Origin of the sequence: Aeromonas sp. S16(2024) (genome assembly GCF_041403065.1) — a bacterium.
GTDB lineage: Bacteria > Pseudomonadota > Gammaproteobacteria > Enterobacterales > Aeromonadaceae > Aeromonas.
The window spans coordinates 1-23704 of sequence record NZ_JBGLQX010000010.1 but is presented as its reverse complement, the minus strand read 5'-3'; the positions used below and the strand labels follow the sequence as shown (position 1 = coordinate 23704).

At 62.3% G+C, this 23704-nt stretch carries 21 protein-coding genes; 13 read left to right on the top strand and 8 right to left on the bottom strand.

From position 1 onward, the window contains the following. Positions 1-174 precede the first annotated feature (174 nt). The 7 genes from ACB030_RS09390 to proX all read left to right on the top strand — a co-directional run bounded on the left by ACB030_RS09390 (position 175) and on the right by proX (position 6356). Positions 175-513: a DUF3135 domain-containing protein gene (locus tag ACB030_RS09390; RefSeq protein ID WP_371159306.1), complete on the top strand. Its 339-nt coding sequence runs from the start codon at positions 175-177 to the stop codon at positions 511-513. A 223-nt stretch (positions 514-736) separates the two neighbouring features. After that, positions 737-1534, top strand: coding sequence for a threonine/serine exporter family protein (locus ACB030_RS09385; protein WP_371159304.1), 798 nt, complete (start codon positions 737-739; stop codon positions 1532-1534). Next, positions 1531-1998 carry a threonine/serine exporter family protein gene (locus ACB030_RS09380; protein WP_371159302.1) on the top strand — a complete coding sequence of 156 codons (468 nt, stop codon included), beginning with the start codon at positions 1531-1533 and terminating at the stop codon, positions 1996-1998. Before ACB030_RS09385 ends, ACB030_RS09380 begins: the two co-directional genes overlap by 4 nt. 18 nt (positions 1999-2016) lie before the next feature. Continuing rightward, the gene (gene folA, locus ACB030_RS09375) at positions 2017-2511 is read left to right on the top strand and encodes a type 3 dihydrofolate reductase (protein ID WP_371159300.1); all 495 of its coding nucleotides are present in this window, start codon (positions 2017-2019) and stop codon (positions 2509-2511) included. 502 nt (positions 2512-3013) lie between these two features. Next, entirely contained in the window at positions 3014-4210 is a 1197-nt protein-coding gene (gene proV, locus ACB030_RS09370) for a glycine betaine/L-proline ABC transporter ATP-binding protein ProV (RefSeq protein WP_371159299.1), read from the top strand. Beyond that, positions 4207-5355, top strand: a complete 1149-nt coding sequence (gene proW, locus ACB030_RS09365) for a glycine betaine/L-proline ABC transporter permease ProW (protein ID WP_371159297.1) — start codon at positions 4207-4209, stop codon at positions 5353-5355. Before proV ends, proW begins: the two co-directional genes overlap by 4 nt. Then, the gene (gene proX, locus ACB030_RS09360) at positions 5352-6356 is read left to right on the top strand and encodes a glycine betaine/L-proline ABC transporter substrate-binding protein ProX (protein WP_371159295.1); all 1005 of its coding nucleotides are present in this window, start codon (positions 5352-5354) and stop codon (positions 6354-6356) included. The genes proW and proX overlap by 4 nt, the downstream gene beginning before the upstream one ends. Before the next feature lie 95 nt (positions 6357-6451). Here proX and ACB030_RS09355 read toward each other — a convergent pair whose 3' ends face one another. Genes ACB030_RS09355 through ACB030_RS09345 form a run of 3 tightly spaced genes read right to left on the bottom strand, consistent with a single transcriptional unit; the run spans position 6452 to position 10762 of the window. Beyond that, the gene (locus tag ACB030_RS09355; RefSeq protein ID WP_371159293.1) at positions 6452-7258 is read right to left on the bottom strand and encodes a phosphoadenylyl-sulfate reductase; all 807 of its coding nucleotides are present in this window, start codon (positions 7256-7258) and stop codon (positions 6452-6454) included. Then, positions 7248-8972, bottom strand: coding sequence for an assimilatory sulfite reductase (NADPH) hemoprotein subunit (gene cysI / locus ACB030_RS09350; protein ID WP_371159291.1), 1725 nt, complete (start codon positions 8970-8972; stop codon positions 7248-7250). The genes ACB030_RS09355 and cysI overlap by 11 nt, the downstream gene beginning before the upstream one ends. After that, positions 8972-10762, bottom strand: a complete 1791-nt coding sequence (locus ACB030_RS09345; RefSeq protein ID WP_371159444.1) for an assimilatory sulfite reductase (NADPH) flavoprotein subunit — start codon at positions 10760-10762, stop codon at positions 8972-8974. Before ACB030_RS09345 ends, cysI begins: the two co-directional genes overlap by 1 nt. Before the next feature lie 185 nt (positions 10763-10947). Here ACB030_RS09345 and ACB030_RS09340 point away from each other — a divergent pair, with 185 nt between their 5' ends. Beyond that, complete coding sequence (locus ACB030_RS09340; RefSeq protein WP_371159289.1) at positions 10948-11748, top strand: PhzF family phenazine biosynthesis protein; 801 nt, start codon at positions 10948-10950, stop codon at positions 11746-11748. Positions 11749-11860: 112 nt separating this feature from the next. On the opposite strand, the gene lysS is transcribed toward ACB030_RS09340, so the two are convergent. Both lysS and prfB read right to left on the bottom strand, forming a co-directional pair. After that, a complete protein-coding gene (gene lysS, locus ACB030_RS09335) occupies positions 11861-13399 on the bottom strand; it encodes a lysine--tRNA ligase (RefSeq protein WP_371159287.1) in 1539 nt (512 codons plus the stop codon). A 20-nt stretch (positions 13400-13419) separates the two neighbouring features. Further along, positions 13420-14518, bottom strand: a protein-coding gene (gene prfB, locus ACB030_RS09330; protein ID WP_371159285.1) for a peptide chain release factor 2 whose coding sequence is annotated in 2 segments (ribosomal slippage) — positions 13420-14442 and positions 14444-14518 — 1098 coding nt in all. Because the reading frame shifts where the segments join, the coding sequence is not laid out codon by codon here. A 255-nt stretch (positions 14519-14773) separates the two neighbouring features. Between prfB and ACB030_RS09325 the strand changes: the two genes are divergently transcribed. Then, positions 14774-16645 (top strand): methyl-accepting chemotaxis protein, encoded by a 1872-nt coding sequence (locus ACB030_RS09325; protein WP_371159283.1) that lies wholly within the window; start codon positions 14774-14776, stop codon positions 16643-16645. 216 nt (positions 16646-16861) lie between these two features. Here ACB030_RS09325 and gltS read toward each other — a convergent pair whose 3' ends face one another. Beyond that, entirely contained in the window at positions 16862-18061 is a 1200-nt protein-coding gene (gene gltS / locus ACB030_RS09320; RefSeq protein WP_371159281.1) for a sodium/glutamate symporter, read from the bottom strand. A 432-nt stretch (positions 18062-18493) separates the two neighbouring features. Here gltS and ansA point away from each other — a divergent pair, with 432 nt between their 5' ends. Next, entirely contained in the window at positions 18494-19501 is a 1008-nt protein-coding gene (gene ansA, locus ACB030_RS09315; protein ID WP_042648756.1) for an asparaginase, read from the top strand. 424 nt (positions 19502-19925) lie between these two features. On the opposite strand, the gene ACB030_RS09310 is transcribed toward ansA, so the two are convergent. Beyond that, positions 19926-20204, bottom strand: a complete 279-nt coding sequence (locus tag ACB030_RS09310; RefSeq protein WP_139437274.1) for a YeaC family protein — start codon at positions 20202-20204, stop codon at positions 19926-19928. A gap of 79 nt (positions 20205-20283) precedes the next feature. Then, positions 20284-21717 (bottom strand): glyceraldehyde-3-phosphate dehydrogenase, encoded by a 1434-nt coding sequence (locus tag ACB030_RS09305; protein WP_371159278.1) that lies wholly within the window; start codon positions 21715-21717, stop codon positions 20284-20286. Between the two features lie 210 nt (positions 21718-21927). On the opposite strand from ACB030_RS09305, the gene ACB030_RS09300 reads away from it, so the two are divergent. The 3 genes from ACB030_RS09300 to ACB030_RS09290 form a co-directional block, all read left to right on the top strand. Then, positions 21928-22731 carry a DUF2989 domain-containing protein gene (locus ACB030_RS09300; RefSeq protein ID WP_371159276.1) on the top strand — a complete coding sequence of 268 codons (804 nt, stop codon included), beginning with the start codon at positions 21928-21930 and terminating at the stop codon, positions 22729-22731. After that, complete coding sequence (locus ACB030_RS09295) at positions 22728-23285, top strand: NUDIX domain-containing protein (RefSeq protein WP_371159275.1); 558 nt, start codon at positions 22728-22730, stop codon at positions 23283-23285. Before ACB030_RS09300 ends, ACB030_RS09295 begins: the two co-directional genes overlap by 4 nt. A gap of 125 nt (positions 23286-23410) precedes the next feature. After that, the coding region (locus ACB030_RS09290) for a transposase domain-containing protein (RefSeq protein WP_371159273.1) at positions 23411-23704 on the top strand (294 nt) is incomplete at its 3' end.

The window sequence follows — 23704 nt, the reverse complement described above, 5'->3', positions numbered from 1 at the left end:
TAAATATTTACCTTCGCCCAGGATCCGCCAGCTGAATGAAAAAGCGGACTCCTGTGGCTCGGCGTCGACTGACCCAAAATCCCCACCATCTTATATAACCTTCCTATGGACAGCGAAATGATGTGCCGGACGTGATCGCACCGAGATGTGCGAGGGGTCTGGCCAGGAGGGGATATGGAGCTGCCAGATTTTGATACGCTCAAACACTGGGCTCTGGCCGAGCCGGAGCGGCTCGATGCCTTGCTGCACCAGCAGATAGAGGCCCTGATCGCCCAAGTGGGACCGGATCAGCAGCGGCGATTGCGGGGCCTGCAGTTTCGCATCGATTGCCAGCGCCGTCTGGCCAGGAACAATCTGGACAGCTGCATCCGGATTGCCAACATGATGCACGACTCCCTGTATGACATGCGCCGCCACATCGTTCACCTGCAGGAGGAGTCTCTGACGCAAGCCGAAGAGAGGGTGCCGCCAGACAATGTGATCCTGTTGGCGGATCATTTCAGGAGTAAATAATTTTATTGGCTGCCACCCTATCCCGTTATTCTTCGATATTTCCTTCAGCGCCAACCACCCAATGTTAATAATCTGGGTGGTTTGTTTTTTATTTGCTGCAAACTCTTGTCGCGTACTCATTTAATAACATGGCGGCCCGCTAAATCCGCAGATATGGATGAAGGAATATAACGGTTGGGGTAATATCTGGGCACATTTCATCTTGCTACGACTCTAAGGGATTATGAGCAGCATCACACCAGGAAGGGAGCTGTCGCGGGAGCAGCAGACGGAGATCACCCGGATCATCGTCAAGGCGGGCCAGATGTTGGCCCAGTTTGGGGCCGAGAGCCGCATCATAGAGCAGACCACGGTCCGGCTCGGGTTGGCGCTGGGGCTGGAGAGCGTCGAGATGGCCATCTCCTCCAGCGCCATAGTGCTCACCAGCCTCTATCAGGGCAGTTGCGTCACCACCACCCGGCGGGTGCGGGAGCACGGCATCAACATGCAGGTGGTGTGCGAGATCCAGCGCATCTGCATCATGGCGGAGAAGGCGCTGATCGGCGCGCGTGAGGTGCGCCAGCGGCTCGACGGCATAGTGCCGTTTCATTACCACCCCTGGCTGGTGGTACCCATGGTGGGGCTCTCCTGCGGTGCCTTCAGCCTGCTGTTCGGCGGTGACTGGCCCATCTTCCTGGTGACCTGTCTCTCGGCCTCGGTCGCCATGCGAGTTCGCCAGCTGATCGCCCGCCATCACCACAGCCCGCTCATCAACTTTGCCGCCACCGGCTTTATCGCCACCCTGCTCGCCTCCAGCGCCACCTTCTTTGGCTGGGGGGCTCAACCCTATCTCGCCATGGCGGCCAGCGTGCTCTTGCTGGTACCGGGCTTTCCGCTGATCAACGCTGTCTCCGACATGGTGAAGGGCTACTTCAACATGGGGCTGGCGCGCTGGGGCACGGCGACTCTGCTGACCATCAGCGCGGCGATAGGGATTATTCTCGCCATGTCGGTCACTGGTATCTGGGGGTGGAAAGTATGATGGATCTTGTCTGGCTGCTGGCCAAGGATGCGTTCTGGTCGGCCATTCCAGCGGTGGGGTTTGCCATGCTGTTCAACGTGCCGCCACGCATGTTGAAGTACTGCGCCATGGGCGGTGCCCTGGCTCACAGTTTGCGAACCCTGCTCATTCATTACGGCATGCCCATCGAGTGGGCGACGCTGGCGGCGGCGACCACGGTCGGCTTTGTCTGCGTCTACTGGTCCCGGCGCCTGCTGGCGCCACGCCCGGTGTTCAGTGTCGCCTCCATCATTCCGATGATCCCCGGCAGCTATGCGTTCAAGGCGATGATCGCCGTGGTGGAGCTCAATATCTCGGGGGTAACCATGGAGCTTATTCAGAGCGCGGTGGAGAACGGCCTCAAGGCGCTCTTTATCGTCGGCGCATTGAGCTTCGGGCTGGCGATACCCTCCCTGGTCGTGTACCGTAACCGCCCCATAATCTGACAGACGGTGAGAGCCCCAATGAAGATCTCCATGATTGCCGCCATGGCCCAGGATCGGGTGATCGGCAAGGACAACCAGATGCCCTGGCATCTGCCTGCGGATCTTGCCCACTTCAAGCGGGTCACCTTGGGCAAGCCGGTACTGATGGGGCGCAAGACCTTCGAGTCCATTGGTCGGCCCTTGCCAGGGCGCCGCAACCTGGTGATCAGCCGCAACCCCGACTATCGCGCAGAGGGGGTGGAGGTGGTCGATTCGGTCGAGGCTGCGCTCGCCTTGCTGGCAAGGGGCGAGAAAGTGGATGAGCTGATGGTGATCGGCGGCGGCCATCTCTATGGCCAGCTGCTGCCTCGGGCCGACAGCCTCTATCTGACTCGCATCGATCTGGCGGTCGCAGGGGACACCCGTTTCCCCGCCTTCGATGAGGGGGAGTGGCATTGCGTTGAGCGCGAGCCCCATGAGCCTGACGAGAAGAACCCCCATCCCTACTGCTTCGAGACCTGGCAGCGGCGCTGACGGGCGACGTTACCGCTTCGGCAGATAAAAGGCCCCATGCGCTGCGCAAGGGGCCTTTTTGTTACCTGCTCCTGCCGCGTCTGAGTGGTGAATGGAGGCGTTGTATGCGGCATGGGGTGGCCTGCGATCTCCTTGTCTACCTCCCTAACATGGGCATTAAAATAATTAGTAATCTAACTAAAATAACCCTTCGAAGACAAGCGCAGTTGTTTCCTCATATAGTGCCCCCTATTGCCCCTTTATCTAGACTTTTTCCTCAATCAATCCGGCGATATGATTGAATTTGTTTGCATTTCATTGTCTGAATTATGGTCTTGGGCCACTTTTTGATGGATTTTTATGGTAAAAAATAGCCATTTAAAATCAAAGACTTATGATTTAACTCTTTCGTTGAGACTCTTATGGTTCTTTTGTTTATGTTGAAAATTGCTTAGTGTTGAAAGTAATTGGTTCGCGTCCGGCAGCAGGAACAGCGATATGCCGACCATAAAAAAAGGACAATATGACAGTCAAACTCGAGGTCAAATCACTCTATAAAATCTTCGGAGAACATCCGGAAAAAGCGTTCAAATTGCTGGCGAAAGGGCACGACCGCGCCAGCATTCTGCAAAAGACCGGGCAGACCCTGGGGGTCCAGGATGTCAACCTGGCCATCAACGAAGGGGAGATCTTCGTGGTGATGGGCCTCTCCGGCTCGGGCAAATCCACCCTGGTGCGGCTCTTCAACCGCCTTATCGAGCCGACTCGCGGTCAGGTGCTGATCGACGGCGAGGATATCGCCGCCATCTCGGAGCGCGAACTGCGCCAGGTACGGCGCAAGAAGATCAGCATGGTGTTCCAGTCCTTCGCCCTGATGCCGCACCTGAGCGTGCTGGAAAACACCGCCTTCGGGCTGGAGCTGGCCGGTGTGCCGCTGGCGGAGCGCCAGCAGAGTGCCCGTCAGGCACTTCATCAGGTGGGACTGGGTCAGTGGATCGACGCCTTCCCCGACGCCCTCTCCGGCGGCATGAAGCAGCGGGTCGGCCTGGCCCGGGCGCTGGCCAATGATCCCGACATACTGCTGATGGATGAGGCCTTCTCCGCGCTGGATCCCCTGATCCGTACCGAGATGCAGGACGAGCTGCTCAAGCTGCAGGCCAGCCAGCAGCGCACCATCATCTTCATCTCCCACGATCTGGACGAGGCGATGCGCATCGGCGATCGCATCGCCATCATGCAGGATGGCCAGCTGGTGCAGGTGGGTACCCCCGACGAGATCCTGAACCAGCCCGCCAACGACTATGTGCGCGCCTTCTTTCGCGGGGTGGATCTCGCCAACGTCTTCAGCGCCCGGGATGTGGCCAGCCGCAAGCAGATGCCGCTTATCAAGAAACACACCACTGACGGGCCGGGCAACGCCCTGCGCCAGCTCAAGGAGCTGGAGCGGGAGTACGGCTATGTGGTGGATCGCAGCCGCCGCTTCCTCGGGGTCGTCTCGGTCGAGTCGCTCGGCCGGGCGGTCCGTGGCAAGGGGAGCCTGGAGCAGGCGCTGCTGGCGGACATCCAGCCCATTCTGGCCGACACCGCCCTCAACGAACTCATCAGCCAGGTGGCCGCCGCACCCTGTCAGGTGCCCGTGGTCGAGGAGGATGGCACCTATCTGGGACTCATCTCCAAGGCCAATCTGCTCAACACCCTGGACAGGAGTACCCCGCTATGAATTTGATCCCTCACCGTCTGCTGACCGGCTTGCTGGCGCTGTTGCTATTGACGAGCGCTCCCGCCTGGGCCGACGAGGCGCAGGCCGATCCCTGGGGGGCTGCGGCCACCACCACGCCAGCCGCCGATCCCTGGGGCAGTACGGCCACCGAGGCGGCAGACTGGCAGAGCCAGATCGCAGTCGTCGATAACAGTGCCGCCGTCGACTGGCTGGATCCCTTCCAGCAGGCCCTGGTGCCGCTGGATACCTGGGTCGAGGGGGGCATAGGCTGGCTGGTGGAGAACCTGCGGCCTGTGTTCCAGCTGATCCGCGCCCCCGTGGAGCTGGCCCTGGGGGCCATGACCCAGCTGCTGCAGACGGTGCCCTCCACCCTGATGATGGGGCTCTTGACCCTGATCGCCTGGCAACTGGTGGGCGGGCGCATGGCGCTCGGCACGCTCGCCTCTCTTGTTGGGATCGGCCTTATCGGCGCCTGGTCCGATGCCATGGTGACCCTCTCCCTGGTGCTGACCTCGCTCTTCTTCTGCGTGCTGATCGGCTTGCCGGTCGGCATATTGCTGGCCCGCAGCGAGCGGCTCTCCACCTGGACCCGGCCGCTGCTGGATGCCATGCAGACCACACCGGCTTTCGTCTACCTCATTCCCATCGTCATGTTGTTCGGTATCGGCAACGTGCCCGGTGTGGTGGTGACCGTCATCTTCGCCCTGCCACCCATGATCCGGCTGACCATGCTGGGGATCAGGCAAGTGCCTGAGGATCTGGTGGAGGCGGCCCACTCGTTTGGTGCCAGCCCCTCCCAGCTGCTGTTCAAGGTGCAGCTGCCGCTCGCCATGCCCACCATCATGGCCGGGGTCAACCAGACCCTGATGCTGGCGCTCTCCATGGTGGTGATCGCCTCCATGATAGCGGTCGGCGGTCTGGGGCAGATGGTGCTGCGCGGCATAGGCCGCCTCGACATGGGGCTCGCCTCCATCGGCGGCCTCGGCATAGTGCTGCTGGCCATCGTCCTCGACCGACTGACCCAGGCGATGGGGCAGCCGGATCGCACCCGTGCCGGCCGCTGGTATCAACGTGGCCCCGCCGCCCTGCTGCTGCGCCTGTGCGGCCGCGGCAAATCCCTCGATTACCAAGGAGTAAACGCATGAAACAGATCACCAAAGGATTGACCCTGGGCACATTGCTGCTGAGTTCCCTCGCCATGGCCAGCACCGAGCTGCCGGGGGAGGGGATCCGCGTTCAACCCTTGCAGAGCTCCCTGCCGGAGGAGGCCTTCCAGAGCCTGCTGGTCAGCAAGCTGATGGGCCGCCTCGGCTACGAGGTGCAGCCCGCCCAGGAGGTGGATTACAACGTGGCCTACGCCTCGGTGGCGCAGGGGGACGGCACCTTCCTCGCCTTCAACTGGATACCGCTGCAGGACAACAAGTACGAGCAGGCGGGGGGCGACAAGGTGTTCTTCCGTCAGGGCACCTATGTGGCCGGTGCCGCCCAGGGGTACCTCATCGACAAGAAGACAGCGGCCCAATACGGCATCACCAACCTGGGCCAGCTCAAGGATCCCAAGCTGGCGGCGCTGTTTGACGGCGACGGCGACGGCAAGGCCGATCTGGTGGGCTGCAACCCGGGTTGGGGCTGCGAAGGGGCCATCAACCATCATCTGGACGAGTTCGGCCTGACCCCCACGGTGACCCACAAGCAGGGCAACTACGCTGCCCTGATCGCCGATACCCTGGCCCGTTACCAGGCCGGCAAGCCGGTTCTCTACTACACCTGGACCCCTTACTGGCTCAGCAGCGAGCTGGTGCCGGGCAAGGATGTGGTGTGGCTGGAGGTACCCGCCGACGCCCCTGATGGGGACAAGACCCGGCTGCCGAACGGCAAGAACTACGGCTTTGCGGTGAACACCATGCATATAGTCGCCAACAAGCAGTTTGCCGAGGCCAACCCGGCGGCCGCCAAGCTCTTCTCCATCGTCAAGCTGCCCCTCAATGACATCAACATCCAGAACGGCCTGATGAACAAGGGACAGAACAAGCCGGCGGATGTGGAGCGTCATGCCGATGCCTGGCTCAAGGGACATGAGGCTCTGGTCGATGACTGGCTGACCCAGGCGCGCGCCGCAGCGGCACAAGACAACTCTGCGGGCTAAGGCCCACCTCGGCGCGGCCCAGTCCATGGATGTCAGCAAGCAAAACGCCCGGCCATTGCCGGGCGTTTTTTATGGTCAGCCGCTTGCACCCGGGATCAGATGCCGGATCCGTCGTGCTCGCCACTCTCCTCATGCAGGCCGCATTCACGCTTGAGGCCGAAGAAGCGGGTCTGCTCCTCGCTCATGCCCGGCTCCCACTTGGTGGTGGTGTGCACGTCGCCTACCGAGAGGTAGCCCTGTTCCCACAGGGGGTGGTAGGGCAGATCGTGCTCCTTGAAGTAGTAGAAGACGTCCTTGTTGCTCCAGTCGATCACCGGCAGGAACTTGAAGCGGCCGCGCTGTATGGCCAGCACCGGCAGCTTGCCGCGGCTGCCCGCCTGCTCCCGGCGCAGGCCGGAGAACCAGGTGCGGGCGCCGAGCTCGCTCAGGGCGCGGTCCATGGGCTCCACCTTGTTGAGCTGGTTGTAGCGGGTGATCCCCTCCACCCCTTGCTCCCACAAGAGGCCGAAGCGGGCCTCCTGCCAGGCCGGGCTGAGTTCGGCCCGGTAGATCTTCAGGTTGAGGCTGAGCCGCTCGGTCAACTCATCGATAAAGCGGTAGGTCTCGGGGAAGAGATAGCCGGTATCGGTCAGCACCACGGGCACATCGGCCCGCTCGCGGCTCACCAGGTGCAGCATCAGCGCCGCCTGGATGCCGAAGCTCGACGACAGCACGTGCTCCCCCGGCAGGTTCGCCAGGGCCCAGCGCACCCGCTCGGGGGCGCTCATGGCGTCCAGCTCCCGGTTGAGGGGGGCCAGCGCCTCGGTCTGCTCCTCCCGGCCGAGGGCCAGCAGGGCATCGAGGTCGAGCCTGCCATCGGCGGTCAGTGTCAGCCGCCCGCTTTCAGTCAGTTCAGGCTGCATAGAAGTCCCTCGCGGAGTCGATGACGGGCGCAACCACCCCAACCCGGATCACGAAGTCGCCGAAGCACTCGTTCCCGTCTCGCTCGGTGGCCCAGCGGCCGATCAGGGCATCCAGCTCCGCCAGGATCTGCGGCTCAGTGATGTTCTCCTGATAGAGGCGCGGGATGCGGGTCCCCTCCAGGTTGCCCCCCAGGTGCAGGTTGTAGCGGCCCGGCGCCTTGCCCACCAGACCCACTTCCGCCAGCATGGCGCGGCCGCAGCCGTTGGGGCAGCCGGTGACCCGGAAGATGATGGCATCATCCGCCAGACCGTGTTTTGCCAGCAAGGCTTCGATGTCGGTGACAAACGCTGGCAGCATGCGCTCGGCCTCGGCCATCGCCAGCGGGCAGGTGGGCAGGGCCACGCAGGCCATGGACTGCTTGCGTTGCTCGCTCACGCCGTCGTCCAGCAGACCATATTGGCGCGCCAGGGCTTCGATGCGGGCCTTTTCGCCGGCGGGGACGCCCGCGATGATGAGGTTCTGGTTGGCGGTGAGACGGAAGTCCCCCTGGTGGATCTTGGCGATCTCCAGCATGCCGGTCTTGAGGGGCTTGCCCGGGAAGTCCAGCAGGCGGCCGTTCTCGATGAAGAGGGTCAGGTGGTGCTTGCCGTCTATCCCTTCCACCCAGCCGAAACGATCGCCGCGGCTGGTGAACTCATAGGGGCGAACCTCGCCAAACTGGATGCCGGCCCGGCTCTCCACCTCGGCCTTGAAGGCCTCGACGCCGACGCGCTCGAGGGTGTACTTGGTCTTGGCGTTCTTGCGGTTGACCCGGTTGCCCCAGTCACGCTGGGTGCTGACCACGGCGGCCGCCACCTCCAATACGTGGGAGAGGGGAATAAAGCCAAAGTCACTCGCCTTGCGCGGGTAGGTGCTGGTGTCGCCGTGGGTCATGGCCAGACCCCCGCCCACCAGCACGTTGAAGCCCACCAGCTTGCCGTGATCACTAATGGCCACGAAGTTGAGATCGTTGGCATGGATGTCCACATCGTTGTGGGGCGGGATCACCACAGTGGTCTTGAACTTGCGCGGCAGGTAGTTGTAACCCAGGATCGGCTCCTCGTCACCCCCCAGCTTCTCGCCGTCCAGCCAGATCTCAACGTAGGCGCGGGTCTTGGGCAGCAGGTGCTCGGAGATCTTCTTGGCCCACTCGTAGGCCTCCTGGTGCAGCTCGGACTCCACCGGGTTGCTGGTGCAGAGCACGTTGCGGTTCACGTCGCCTGCGGTGGCTATGCTGTCGATGCCGGTGCTGTTGAGGGTCTGGTGCATCAGCTTGATGTCGCGCTTGAGCACCCCGTGGAACTGGAAGGTCTGGCGGGTGGTCAGGCGGATGCTGCCGTAGAGGCTGTGCTCCTCGGCGAACTTGTCGATCACCTGCCACTGGGCCGGGGTGATGATGCCGCCCGGCAGACGGGCACGCAGCATGACGTTGTGCAGGGGCTCCAGCTTCTGGGCGGTGCGCTCCGGGCGGATGTCTCTGTCATCCTGCTGATACATGCCGTGGAAGCGGATCAGCTGGAAGTTGTCGCCGTTGAAGCCGCCGGTGAGCGGGTCCTGCAGATCCTCGGCTATGGTGCCGCGCAGGAAGTTGCTCTCGCGCTTGAGGCGTTCGTTGTCGGACAGTGGCCCTTCAACCGGTCCTGCTGCTTGTTTCGAGATTGGTTGCTTGCTCATCAGTAGACATCCCTTTGATAACGTTTGGCACGACGCAATTCGCTCAAATACTCTTCTGCTTCTTCACGGCTCTTGTGGCCATGATCGCTAATCACATCCAGCAGGGCTTCCTGCACATCCTTCGCCATGTGGTTGGCGTCGCCACACACATAGAAGTGAGCGCCTGCTTCCAGCCACTGGTAGAGCTCAAGCCCGGCCTCGCGCAGGCGGTCCTGCACATAAATCTTGTTGGCCTGATCCCGGCTGAAGGCCAGGGAGATCTTCGACAGCAGACCCGATTTCACATAACGCTGCCACTCCACCTGATAGAGGAAGTCCTGGGTGAAGTGGGGGTTGCCGAAGAAGAGCCAGTTCTTGCCCTCGGCACCCTGAGCTTCCCGCTCCTGCATAAAGGCGCGGAACGGGGCTATGCCGGTGCCCGGACCCACCATGATGACGGGGGTATCGGGATTGGCCGGCAGGCGGAAGTTGTCGTTGTGCTCCACGAACACCCGGACCTCGGCGTCCTCGGCCAGGCGGTCGGCCAGGTAAGAGGAGGCGCCGCCAGATCGCACTGTGCCATCTTCCTGGGGGTAGCGCACCACGCCCACGGTCAGGTGCACCTCTTCCTCTACCTCGCTCTGGGCGGAGGCGATGGAGTAGAGGCGCGGGGTCAGCGGGCGCAGCAGTTTGACAAGCTGCTCTGCAGTGAGTGTGGCGGGGAAGCGTTTCAACACATCCACCACCTGCGCGCTGGCCACCAGGGCGTTGACCTGGGCCTTGTCGCCGGCCAGGTCTTTCAGTGCCGCGTTGCCCGATATGTCAGCGAGTCCTGTGATGAAACCGCCGTGCAAGCGGGTCAGCTCGAAGTGGCGGGTCAGGGCCGCGCGCAGCGGGCCCTGGGGAGTGGTTTCATCGCCATTGAGGCCGGTCAGGGCCAGCACTTCCCCCACGAGATCGGCGTCGTTGTCGAACCAGATGCCCAGGGCATCCCCCGGCTGATAAGTGATGCCGGACTCTTCCAGGTTGATCTCGATATGGCGGATGTCCTTGGTGGAGTCGCGACCGGTGATCTTCTGATTGACCGAGAGCTTGGCCGGGAAGGGGTTCTCCTTGTGATACTGGCTGTGGCCGACGGCTTGCTGCACCGAGCCCGCCACGCTGGCAGTCGCGGCGCCAGCAGAGAGGGTGGCGGCGACGGCATTGACTGCCTGTTCGCCCCAGGCCTTGGCGGCTTCCTGATAATCCACGTCCAGGCTCGCGAGCTCATGAATGCGCTCGGCCCCGGCTTTTGACAGGAAGTCGTCGAAGTCCTTGCCGGTCTGGCAGAAGAATTCATAGGAGCTGTCACCCAGTCCCAGCACGGCGAACTTGAGGCCCTCGAGTTTGCCTATCTTGCCTTTTTTAAGCTGCTCGAACAGATCCACCGCGCTCTCCGGCGGCTCGCCCTCCCCGTAAGTGCTCACTACCACCAGCAGATGGCTCTCTTTCTTGAGCTGCTTGGGTTTGTAGTCCGCCATGGAGGTCAGGGTCACCGGCAGACCTTGGGCCTTCGCCTGCGCCTGGATGGCGCTGGCGACGCCCTTGGCGTTGCCGGTCTGGGAGCCGTAGAGAATGGTCAGGCTGCCACCGGGGGCGGCCACGGCGGCGCTGGTGGCGACGCCCTGGACGCCTGACTGGGAGAGGCCGTAGAGATAACCGCTCACCCAGGCGAGTTGCTGGGTGTTGAGGGTCGACAAGACCTGATTCAGCTGGCGCTGCTGCTCGTCAGAGAGCGGGCTTATGTTGGGTATTGGGGCTGTCAATTGCATCACACACGTCTTCCATGGTCTGATTTTTGGTCAGGTTAAGGGGTGCAATGAATAACAACAAAGAATAAAAATATCTTCTTTATGCGATTTATGAATTTATAAAGCCGAAATCCGCCTCAGCGGCTCCCCGGCTGTGGTATAAAAATCGCAATATTGAGTCCCTTTCTGCCTCTCAGGATCTGCCGATGTCCAGACTGTTCCATGTCAATGCCTTCAGCCAGCACCCCTTCGGGGGCAATCCCGCCATCGTCGTATTGGGGCCGGAGCGCAGCGATGCCGAGCTGCAGGCCATGGCGGCGGAGTTCAACCTGTCGGAGACCGCCTTCCTCAGCCCCCTGGGGGAGGCGCACTATCGGCTGCGCTGGTTTACCCCGACGGTCGAGGTGGATCTCTGCGGTCACGGCACCCTGGCGGCGGCCCATGTGCTGTGGCAGACCGGGGCCGTGGCCCGCTCCCGGGCGCTGCGCTTCGAGACCCGCAGCGGCCTGCTGGAGGCCTGCGCCGAGGGGGAGTGGATCCGGCTCGACTTTCCGCGCATCCCCCTTGCCCCGCTGACACTGGATCCCGCCTATGCCGAGGCCCTCGGTTGCACGCCGCTGCAGACCCTGGCCGCCGGTGCCAAGTTCCTGCTGGTGCTGGGGAGCGAAGAAGAGGTGCAGGCACTCAAGCCGGACTTCCACGCCCTGCGGGCCCTGCCCGGTCGGGGGATCATGGTGACGGCGCCGTCGAGGGATCCGGACCATGACTTTGTTTCTCGCTATTTCGCCCCCTGGGTCGGGGTGGAGGAGGATCCGGTGACTGGTTCCAACCACTGCGCCCTGGTGCCCTTCTGGGCCAAGCGCCTCGGCAAGACGCAGTTGCGGGCGCGCCAGATCTCCGCGCGGGGTGGGGAGCTGGTGCTCGAGTTGCAGGGAGACAGGGTGTGGATGTCGGGTCAGGCGTTGACTCTGTGGCAGGGGGAGTGGCTGCTGCCGCCCACCCCATAAGTCGCCAGCCGGGCGCACCCTGCTCGCAGCTTTAAAGTCTTTGCCATAAAAAACGCCCCGCAGTTGCGGGGCGTTTTATTGCTAGCGCGCTCGGGCTGGCCGAGCGGCAGGCTTATTTCTGTTGCGGACGCAGGGCCGGGAACAGGATGACGTCGCGGATGGTGTGGCTGTTGGTGAACAGCATCACCAGACGATCGATGCCAATGCCCTGACCGGCAGTCGGCGGCAGGCCGTGTTCCAGCGCGGTGACGAAGTCGGCGTCGTAGAACATGGCTTCGTCGTCGCCCGCTTCTTTCTGGTTCACCTGATCCTGGAAGCGCTTGGCCTGATCTTCCGCATCGTTCAGCTCGGAGAAGCCGTTGGCCAGCTCGCGGCCACCGATGAAGAATTCGAAGCGATCGGTCACATCCGGGTTCACGTCGTTGCGGCGGGCCAGCGGGGAGACGGCAGCCGGGTACTCGGTGATGAAGGTCGGTTGCAGCAGCATGTGCTCAACGGTCTCTTCGAAGATGGCGGTGATCACGTGGCCCAGCTCCCAACCCTTCATCAGCTCGATGTGCAGGCGCTTGGCGACGGCGGTGGCGCTCTCCAGGGTGGCAAGATCTTCCAGGGTGACGCCAGGGGCGTACTTCAGGATGGAGTCCACCATGGTGAGGCGCTGGAACGGCTGACCGAAGTCGATGGTCAGACCCTCTTCGCCCTCTTTGGCGTAACGGATCTTGGTGTCACCCAGGATGTCCTGGGCCAGGGTGCGCAGCAGCTCCTCGGTGAGGTCCATCAGATCGATGTAATCGGCATAGGCCATGTAGAACTCGATCATGGTGAACTCGGGGTTGTGACGCACCGAGATCCCTTCGTTACGGAAGTTGCGGTTGATCTCGTAGACACGCTCGAAACCACCGACCACCAGACGCTTCAGGTAGAGCTCGGGGGCGATACGCAGGTACATGTCGATGTCCAGCGCATTGTGGTGGGTAACGAACGGACGCGCGGAGGCACCACCCGGGATGACCTGCATCATGGGGGTTTCCACTTCCATGAAGCGCTTCTCGTTGAAGAACTTGCGGATGCCGGAGACCACCTGGGTGCGGATCATGAAGGTCTTGCGGGACTCTTCGTTGGCGATCAGATCCAGGTAACGCTGGCGGCAGCGGGCTTCCTGGTCGGTCAGCCCCTTGTGCTTCTCGGGCAGCGGACGCAGTGCCTTGGTCAGCAGGCGGATTTCGCCCACATGGACGGAGAGCTCGCCGGTGTTGGTGCGGAACAGCGTCCCTTCGACACCGACGATGTCCCCCAGATCCCACTTCTTGAACTGCTCGTTGTAGAAGCCTTCCGGCAGGTCGTCACGGGTCACGTAGATCTGGATCTTGCCAGCCATGTCCTGCAGGGTAGCGAAGGAAGCCTTGCCCATGATCCGGCGGGTCATGATACGACCGGCAATCTTCACCCGTTTATTCAAGGCCACCAGCTCGTCGGCGCTCTTGTCGCCAAACTCGGCGTGCAGATCGCCGGACAGGCTGTCACGACGGAAGTCGTTGGGGAAAGGGTTGCCCTGGGCGCGCAAGGCGGCCAGCTTGGAGCGACGCTCAGTCATCTCGTTGTTCAGTTCGAGAGTCTGGTCGACTTCCGGAGTAGTGGTTTGTTCAGACATGGTGATTCCTGCTGCTCTGTTTACAGGCCTGATTTCAGGCTGGCTTCGATAAACTTGTCCAAGTCGCCGTCGAGTACCGATTGGGTATTGCGGGTCTCGACGCCGGTGCGCAGATCCTTGATACGGGAGTCATCCAGTACGTAGGAGCGGATCTGGCTGCCCCAGCCGATGTCGGACTTGGTCTCTTCGAGGGCTTGCTTCTCAGCGTTCTGCTTCTGAATTTCCAGCTCGTAGAGCTTGGCCTTCAGCTGCTTCATACACTGATCTTTATTCTTGTGCTGGGAACGGTCGTTCTGGCACTGCACCACCACACCAGTGGGGACGTGGGTGATACGCACCGCGGACTCGGTCCGGTTGACGTGCTGACCACCGGCACCGGAGGCGCGGTAGACGTCGATGCGCAGATCCGCCGGGTTGATCTCGATCTCGATGTCGTCATCGATCTCGGGATAGACGAAGACGGAGCAGAACGAGGTGTGGCGACGGCCACCGGAATCGAACGGCGACTTGCGAACCAGACGGTGTACGCCGGTCTCGGTGCGCAGCCAGCCGAAGGCATACTCGCCGGTGAACTTGATGGTGGCGGACTTGATGCCGGCCACATCGCCCTCCGAGCATTCGATGAGCTCGGGCTTGTAGCCATGGGCATCGCCCCAGCGCAGGTACATGCGCAGCACCATGTTGGCCCAGTCCTGGGCCTCGGTGCCGCCGGAACCGGACTGGATGTCGATGTAGCAGTCGGAGCCGTCGTGCTGACCGGAGAACATGCGACGGAATTCGAGATCCACCAGCTTGGCTTCCAGCTGATCGGCTTCGGCGACGGCCTCGTTGAAGGTCTCCTCGTCTTCGCCCTCGACCGCCAGGCTGACCAGCATCTCGACGTCCTCAGCACCTTGTGTCAAGACGTCTATGGTGTTGACCACGTTGTCCAGCGACACGCGCTCCTTGCCCAGCGCCTGTGCGCGCTCCGGCTCGTTCCAGACATCCGGCTGTTCCAGCTCGGCATTGACCTCTTCTAGACGCTCTTTCTTGGCGTCATAGTCAAAGGTACCCCCTAAGCAGCTCGGTCCTCTCAGACAGCTCCTTAAGCTTGTTTAATACAGGATTGACTTCAAACATCGTGAAAACTCTCGGGGTCGATGTGATTTAAAAACGGGATATTCTAGCCAATTGCGGAAGGAATAAACAGGGTTGGCTGGCCCTGGCCGCCTTCTGTCGCCGATTTCGGAGGCCATTTTGTGCTTTCTTGCGGAAAATATCGCCGGCCGCGTCATTCTGCGCTTCAGTTCTGTGCGCTTTGGCCGCTAACAATTGCATGGAGTGCCGCGCACTTTTCGAGTAATCCTGTTCCTGACCCCACAAGAAGAACGCACGATGAAAAACCTATCACTCAAGCAGAAGATACTGTTGTCTGTAGTGATCGCCCTCTCCCTGGTGATCCTGCTGCTCTCCTGGCAGAGCTACAGCAGCCAGAAGTCCCTGTTGCTGCAAGGCAGTCAGGAACAGGTGCAGCGCCTCGGCAGCCAGCAGGCCGCCAGCGTCAGTGACTGGCTCGCCGCCCGTCGCGATGTCATCCAGGCCCTTGGCAACAAGGCCGGCCCCGAGCCCCTCAACGCCCTGCAACAGGCCCAGGTGTCCGGCCGTTTCCAGCTCACCTATTTCGGTGAGGGCAGCGGCAAGATGAACGACTCGGACCCCTCCATCAACCGTGACGGCTATGATCCTCGCTCTCGTGGCTGGTATCAGGAAGCCATGGCCAAGGGCGGCATGATAGTGACCAAGCCTTACCTGGATGTGGCCTACAACGTCATGGTGGTGACCCTGGCCCAGCCGGCCCAGGGCGGCGTGGTCGGCGGCGACCTCTCCATCGCCTCCCTGGTGGAGGATGTCACCAAGATGGCCCTGCCGGCGGACGGTGTCGCCATCCTGATGCACAAGGATGGCACCGTCATCGCCTACAAGGATGCAGCCAAGGCGATGAAACCTGGCAGCGAGATCGACAACGATCTTTCCAATGCCCTGATCGATCAGAGCAAGAGCAGCAACAGCCTGGTCCCCGTCTATTTTGACAACGAAGGCCGCGACAAGCTGCTGTGGGCGACGGACATCCCGAACACCGACTGGGAGCTGGTGCTGGTGCTGGACAAGGCCACCCTGGAGGCGCCGCTCTCCTCCCTGCTGATGACCCAGCTCGGCCTGGCCCTGCTGGTGCTGGTGGGCAGCATCCTCGCCATCTCCTGGCTGGTCAGCCTGCTGCTGGGCCCGCTTGGCAAGGTCTCCCAGGCCCTGGCCCGCATCGCCGACGGTAATGGCGATCTGACCCAGCGCATCAAGATCGATGCCAATGACGAGGTGGGTCAGCTGGCCAACAGCTTCAACCGCTTCGTCGGCAGCCAGCATCAGCTGATCGGCAACATCCGCCAGCTGGCCAACGAGCTGAACGCCGATGCGGAGCGCAGCCTGGTGACCAACCAGGCCGCGGTGGAAGAGCTGCAGCGCCAACAGCAGGAGGTGACCATGGTCGCCACCGCGGTCACCGAGATGGCGAGCGCCACCATGGAGATCGCCGGCAACGCCGAGAACACCGCCGCCGCCGCCCAGCAATCTGCCCAGAGCAGTGAGCAGGGCAAGATGCTGGTGAACCAGACCCGCCAGTCCATCAACAACCTGGCCGAGGAGGTGGGTCAGGCCACTGGCGTCATCGGCGAGCTGAGCCGTCACGCCCAGGCCATCTCCGGCATCCTCTCCACCATTCAGGGCATCGCCGAGCAGACCAACCTGCTGGCGCTGAACGCGGCCATCGAAGCGGCCCGTGCCGGTGAACAGGGTCGTGGTTTCGCCGTGGTGGCGGACGAGGTGCGGGTGCTGTCACGCCGTACCCAGGACTCCACCCAGGAGATCCAGTCCACCATAGAGACGCTGCAGCAGACCACGGCCCGCGCGGTCAGCCTGATGCAGACCAGTCAGGGCTTGGCCGACAACAGCGTCAAGGACGCCGATGCCGCCGCCGCCGCGCTCGAAGAGATCACTCAGGCCGTCTCGCTTATCTCCGACATGGCGGGTCAGATCGCCACCGCCGCCGAGGAGCAGACCCAGGTGACCGGCGAGATCACCCAGAACACCACCGCCATCAAGGATGTGAGCGACGAGATCACCGCCTCCGCCATGCGTGACCTCGATCAGGCGCACAACCTCAAGGGGCGTGCCACCAATCTGAACCAGCAGGTGTCGACCTTCATCCTGTAAGGCAGGGTTGGACGCGGCGCCATCCCGGCGCCCTATGATGTCAAAGCCCCGCACGAGAGTGCGGGGCTTTTTGTTGTCTGCCATTCGGTCAGTGCGTGATGGGATCTGCCCTGGCGGGCCTTCGCAGGCGTGGGCTGCCCCTGATCTCCATGGCGAGCCAGCAAGCAAAGAGCCCACCAAAAGGTGGGCTCTTTCATATGGAGTCTGGCGCAGGGCTTACAGGAAGGGCAGGGCCAGGAACAGCTTGATCACCACGGCGTTGATGATGTCGATGAAGAAGGCGCCCACCATGGGCACCACCAGGAACGCCAGGTGGGAGGGGCCGAAGCGCTGGGTGATGGCCTGCATGTTGGCGATGGCCGTGGGAGTGGCTCCCAGGCCGAAGCCGCAGTGGCCCGCCGCCAGCACGGCAGCGTCATAGTTGCTGCCCATGACCCTGAAGGTGACAAAGACGGCGTAGAGCGCCATCGCCACCGTCTGGGCGGCCAGCAGGACGAAGATGGGCAGGGCCAGGCTGGCGAGATCCCACAGCTTGAGGCTCATCAGCGCCATGGCGAGGAACAGAGACAGGCTGACGTTGCCGAGCAGGGAGACTTCCCGATCGCTCACCTCGTGCCAGTTGAGCAGGGTCAGCAGGTTGCGCAGCAGTACGCCGACGAACAGCACGCAGACGAAGACGGGGAGCTCCAGGACGCTGCCCTTGAGGTAGAGGGAGAGCATCTCGCCCCCCTTGAGGCTGATGGCGATGAGGGCCAGGGTCTCGATCAGGCTGAAGGTGGTCAGCGGCCGCTCCATGTCAGGCATCTCGAAGCCTTGGGGGGCGCTGTCCCGGTTATGTTCTTCACCGGGTACCTGCACCTTCTTCACCAGATGACGGGCCACAGGTCCCCCGATCAGGCCCCCCAGCACCAGGCCGAAGGTGGCACAGGCGATGGCGAGCTCGGCGGCGGATTGCACGCCGTACTTCTCGGAGAAGATGGAACCCCAGGCCGCGCCGGTGCCGTGGCCGCCGGAGAGGGTGATGGAGCCGGCCAGCAGCCCCATGTGGGGGTCCAGACCCAGCAGGGTGGCCAGACCCACCCCCAGGCTGTTTTGCACCAGCAGCAGGCCGGTGACCACCAGCAGGAAGGTGGCGACAGCCTTGCCGCCGCGCTTGAGGCTGCCGAGATCGGCGGAGAGGCCGATGGAGGCGAAGAACACCAGCATCAGCGAGGTTTGCAGGCTGGTGTCAAATTGCAGTTCAAACTGCATGGTGGAGCGCAGCAGCAGCAGCACCAGGGCGACCACCAGGCCACCGGCTACCGGTTTGGGAATGTTGAAGGTACGCAGGGGGGTGATCCGGTTGACCAGCAGGCGGCCGAGCAGCAGCACCAGGGTGGCGGCGACCAGGGTGGCGTAGGAATCAAGTTGTATCATGCGGTACTCCCATGTTGATCGGCTGTGTCTTTGGCGAGAAAGACTCACAGAGTCAGCCGGGATGAAACAGTGTGGCGCAGGCGCCAGTTCAAGAGGGGGCCACAGGCCCAGTCCCAGGAAAAAATGGGATCGATGCGAGCCCGATTTCATCAGGCATCCAGATGAGATTTATGAAAAACCTGCCGGATATTAGCAAAAAGCACCGTTTATATCCATGTTCATCATATTAATGCTCAAAACAGTGCATTAACCTAGCATTTAACACTATGTCCTGGGCGTGCTCCGGACCGCAACAATGATGGCTGTCATTTGCAGCGGCAGTCTCTATAATTCGCCAGTTTCCCGCCCATGGGCGGAACCGGAACAGGAAGCGAAGGAATCGGTTGAATCTTTAATTATTTGCCGGTTGTCAGTCCAGAGAGAGGAGAGGGTGTGAAGAAGTCTATCTATATCGCCTACACGGGCGGCACCATAGGGATGCAGCGTTCCGACCACGGCTATGTGCCGATGGCGGGTTTCATGGAAGATTGTCTGGCCCGGATGCCCGAGTTCCACCGGCCCGAGATGCCGGATTATCATATCCACGAGTACGCCCCCCTCATCGACTCCTCCGACATGACACCGGCGGACTGGCAGCGCATCGCCGAGGACATTCGTGACAACTACGAGCAGTACGACGGCTTCGTGATCCTGCACGGCACCGACACCATGTCGTTCACCGCCTCGGCCCTCTCCTTCATGCTCGAAGATCTGCACAAGCCGGTGATCATCACCGGCTCCCAGATCCCGCTCGCCGAGCTGCGCTCCGACGGTCAGCAAAACCTGCTCAATGCCCTCTATATCGCGGCCAACTACCCGATCCACGAGGTCACGCTGTTTTTCAACAATCAGCTCTATCGCGGCAACCGTAGCAAGAAGGTGCACGCGGACGGCTTCCACGCCTTCGATTCGCCGAACTATCCGCCGCTGCTCAATGCCGGCATCGCCATCTCCCTGGAAGCGGGGGAGCTTGGCGTGCCGTCCGAGCGGCCGCTGGTGCTGCACGACATCACCCCCCAGCCCATCGGCGTGGTGACCCTCTATCCGGGCATCTCGGCCGAGGTGATCGCCAACATCTTGCAGCAGCCGGTGCGGGCGCTGATCCTGCTCTCCTTCGGGGTGGGCAATGCGCCCCAGAACCCGGCCATGCTGGCGCTCTTGTCCGAAGCCTCTGCTCGTGGTGTCATCATCGTCAACTTAAGCCAGTGCCTGCACGGCAAGGTCAACATGGGGGGCTATGCCACCGGCAACGCCCTCTCCCGGGCCGGGGTCATTTCGGGCTTCGACATGACAGCCGAGGCGGCGCTCACCAAGCTGCACTTCCTGCTGAGCCAGGATCTGCCCGCCCCGCGCATCCGCGAGCTGATGCAGCAGTCCCTGCGCGGGGAGCTGACGCCCTGAGAGCAGTGGGTTGTTGCCATGCCAACGAGTGTATCCGCGAGCTGATGCAGCAATACCTGCCTGTGCGCGGGGAGCTGACCCCCTGAGCATTGCCGCCCTCACCCTGGCCCTCTCCCAGGGGGAGAGGGGATAGATCGAGCTGTTGTTGGCAGCGAGGCTTGCCATGGAGATGGCCGGCAGGTTGCCCACTCGCTATCCGCCAACTGCGGGCCTGCACCCTTCTCTCCTGGCGGGAGAAGGGCTGGGGATGAGGGGATATGTCACCCAGAAGAGAGAAGAAAAAGAGAGGGGAGCCATGATGGCTCCCCTCTTTGCTATGGCGTGCGAACCAAGGCTCGCGGCAAGGCTTAGTGACTGAGGTCGATCCGCACTATCTCTTCCTCGTCGCGATCTCATCGCGGTGCTTTGATGCTTGAGCTCGCTCTCAGTGGTTGATCTCGATGCGGACTATCTCTTCCTCATCGCGATACTGGCGCTTGAGCTCGCTCTTGCTCTTCATCACGATTTCGCCGTCGCGGCCTATGTTCATGTGCTCGGGATCGGCAAGGTGCATCGCCTGCCAGGCCATCACGGCCTGCAGCGAGGTGGCCTTCTGCTCCTCGGTGAGGGGCTGGCCGTCCGGCCATTTGCCCAGCTCGACCGCGGTCTTGAGCCGCTCGTACACTTCCTTGGGCATCTGCCCTATCACTTGTTGAAACGACATCGGCCTCTCCTTGCAAATTGAGCCATGAAGGGATCAGGCGGGCAGATCCTGGCGGACTATGCCGATAAATCCTGACGGACTATGCCGGTAGATCCTGGCGGACTACGCCGGCCATCTGCTCCATCACCCGCACTACCTGACAACTGTACCCGAACTCGTTGTCATACCATACGTAGAGCACGCAGTGATCCCCCTCGGCTATGGTGGCCTGGGAGTCCACTATGCCCGCGAAGCGGGAACCCACCATGTCGGAGGAGACCAGCTCTGTGCTGGCGCTGAAGTCGATCTGGCGATGCAGGGCCGAGCTCAGTGCCATCTGCTGCAGATAGGCGTTGAGGCTCTCCCGATCCGTGCCCTGCTTCAGCGACAGGTTGATGATGGCTAGCGACACATTGGGGGTCGGCACCCGGATGGCGTTGCCGGTCAGCTTGCCCTTGAGCTCCGGCAGCGCCTTTGCCACCGCCTTGGCGGCGCCGGTGCTGGTCATCACCATGTTGAGGGCCGCGCTGCGACCGCGCCGCTCCCCCTTGTGATAGTTGTCGATCAGGTTCTGATCGTTGGTGTAGGAGTGCACCGTCTCCACGTGGCCGTGGCGGATGCCGTACTTGTCCTGCATCACCTTGAGCACGGGGGTGATGGCGTTGGTGGTGCAGGAGGCGGCGGAGACTATCTTGTCATCCGGGCCTATCACTTCGTGGTTGACCCCGAACACCACGTTCTTCATCTCCCCCTTGCCGGGGGCGGTCAGCAGCACCCGGGCGGCGCCGCGCGCCTTGAGGTGTTCGGACAGACCCGCCTCGTCGCGCCAGACCCCGGTGTTGTCGACGATCAGCGCATTGTCGATGCCATGGGCGGTGTAGTCGATGTCGGCCGGGCTGTTTGCGTAGATCACCTGGATGAAGGTGCCGTTGGCGATGATGGCGCTGCGCTCATTATCCACCTCGATGGAGCCGTTGAAGGGGCCGTGCACCGAGTCGCGGCGCAGCAGGCTGGCCCGCTTCTCCAGATCGCCCTCGCGACCGCCGCGCACGACGATGGCGCGCAGGCGCAGGGAGTTGGCGGCGCCGGTGCGTTCGATCAGCAGCCGGGCCAGCAGGCGGCCGATGCGGCCAAAGCCGTAGAGCACCACGTCGGTCGGTGCCGGCACGCTGCCCCGGTTCAGGGCCGGTGCCAGTTTGGCGCGCAGGTAGTCGTCTATGCCGGCTTCATCCTGATGATCCTGCCAGTAACCCACCGCCAGCTTGCCGAGGTCCACTTCGGCGGCGGTCGGGTTCAGGGCGACCATGGCCTGGAGCAGGGGGAAGCTTTGCTGGATGGGGAGGGGAGTGCCCTGGTGGCGGCGAACGACCCTGTGGGCCTTGAGGATGTCGATGGTGGAGGCGTTCTGCAGGGGGCGCCCGTAGAGGGTGATTTCTATCCCTTGCTGGCGGTAGAGGCGACCAATCAAGGGCTGCATGGCTTCGGCGAGCTCCTGGCTCTCCTGCCACGCCTGCAAGTAGTGCTCGTGGGTCATTAACCAGATCCTTTATTTCACGTTGTTGAAGCAAGTTGCCTGGGCAAATTGAAATTCGTCGAATGCAGATCAGTGTAGGGCTGACGGTTTCGTTATATTATTCTGCAGTCGCGGCCTTATACGGCGCGCGCATTGTAATGGATATGTAGCCTGTTTGCTAGTTGGCGGTGGCCAGGGCGGGTTGCGATTGTTACCAACCAGATGTGAACCATGACCCTATTCTCACAGCGTCCGTTACTGCTTTCCTTCGCCTGTTGTCTGACGCTGATGGCCTGCGACGACGACAGGATCCACAACATTTGCTCCCAATATCCCGCTCTGTGTGCGGATCTGGTGGACGACGGCTGGTGTCGCCATGAGCGCAGCGATGTCATCCGCGCCCGCTACTACCTCCAGGAGGAGGGGGCGGACAGGCAGAGGTACGAGTTGATGCGTGGCCTGGAGCGCTACCTCCAGTGCGCCGAACACTCCACCAACATCGAATACAAGCGGGCCCGCGAGCAGAAGAGCCCCAGGGTGGAGGGCATGCTGGCCGCCGGCACTCAGCTGGAGCAGCTGGATGCGCAGACCCGTGGCTCCCTGGATCCCTATCTGCTGCTCTGGCACTGGACCAACAACACCAATCCAGCGGCCCGTGCCAGCTTCCTGGCGCTGGAGGGCACCCCCGCCCTCGAGGAGCCTGAGTTGCAACTGGCCCTGGGGGGCATCTATGCCAAGAGCGAGCCCCAGAAGGCCATCGCCCTGATGCATCATGCTCTCTCCCTCTATGGGGAAGGGGACAAGGTCAACAGCCGGATCCTCACCGCCCTCAGCACCCTCTACATGGGGCAGAAGGCGTTTGATCTGGCCTATCAGTGGGGCAAGGTGAGCGAGTCGTTTCAGGAGACCTCCGAGGTCTCGTCCACCCGTCTCGGGATCTACCACGCCATCGGCAAGGCGCAGCAGGAGAGGCTGGACGAGCAGGCCGCCGCCATAGTCGACGCGCTCAGAGCCGGGAGCTACCAGGCCCCATGATACCGCTGCCATCCGGCGCCCCCGAGTGGGACCATGCCTTCGACATCCGCCTCGTCCATGGTCAGGTCCCCTGCGAGGGGCGGGTGCTCGAGCGGACCACGGTCAGGGCCGTGGTGATGCGCGGGGATGAACTGCTGCTGGTGCGTTCTAGCGTCAACGGGGATCTCATGTTCCCCGGGGGCGGCATAGAGGCGGGGGAGTGTCACCAGACCGCCCTGGCCCGGGAGCTGCGGGAGGAGTGCGGCGCCGAGCTGGTGGCCGTGGGTCTGCTGCTCGGGCAGACCCGGGAGTTTCGCGCCGCCCGCGAGGCCGACTACGACGCCTACTGCATCCGCTCCTTCTATTACCTCTGCCAGGTGGGGGAAGCCTGGAGCGAGCCGCACCCCCAGCCCTACGAGATACGGCTTGGCTTCACCCCGGGCTGGTTTGCACTGGAAGAGGCCCTGCAGACCAACAAGACCCAGCTGGCCGGCCCTTGTCCCCAGTGGACTGTGCGGGAGACCCGGGTGCTGGCCGAGCTGCAGCACTGGGTGGATGCGGGCCTGCTGGGCTGACCGCCATGGAGTGCTGAGAATAAAAAAACCGCCATTCGGCGGTAATGCCGATCAGTTAAGGATCCATTGACCGATCCTCCTGATGTGTAAAAATCCGAAACCTGTTGATTGGTTTCGGATTTTTTATGCGTATCGTACAGGCTCTCGACTTCCTCCATGCCAGCAATACCGCTCAGTTTGAGTCACTCTCCGACCTCATTTCCCCCGAACTCATCACGACTCTGCTCGCCGAAGAGGATGTCGTGACCCTGCGCCGTCGCCGCATGCCCATGGAGCGCCTGGTCTGGGCTATCATCGGCATGGCCATGTTCCGCCATGTCCCCATGACCCAGCTGGTCAATCAGCTCGATATCCTGTTGCCCGGTGACCGCCCCTTTGTCGCCCCCAGCGCCTTCCTGCAAGCCCGCCAAAAACTGGGG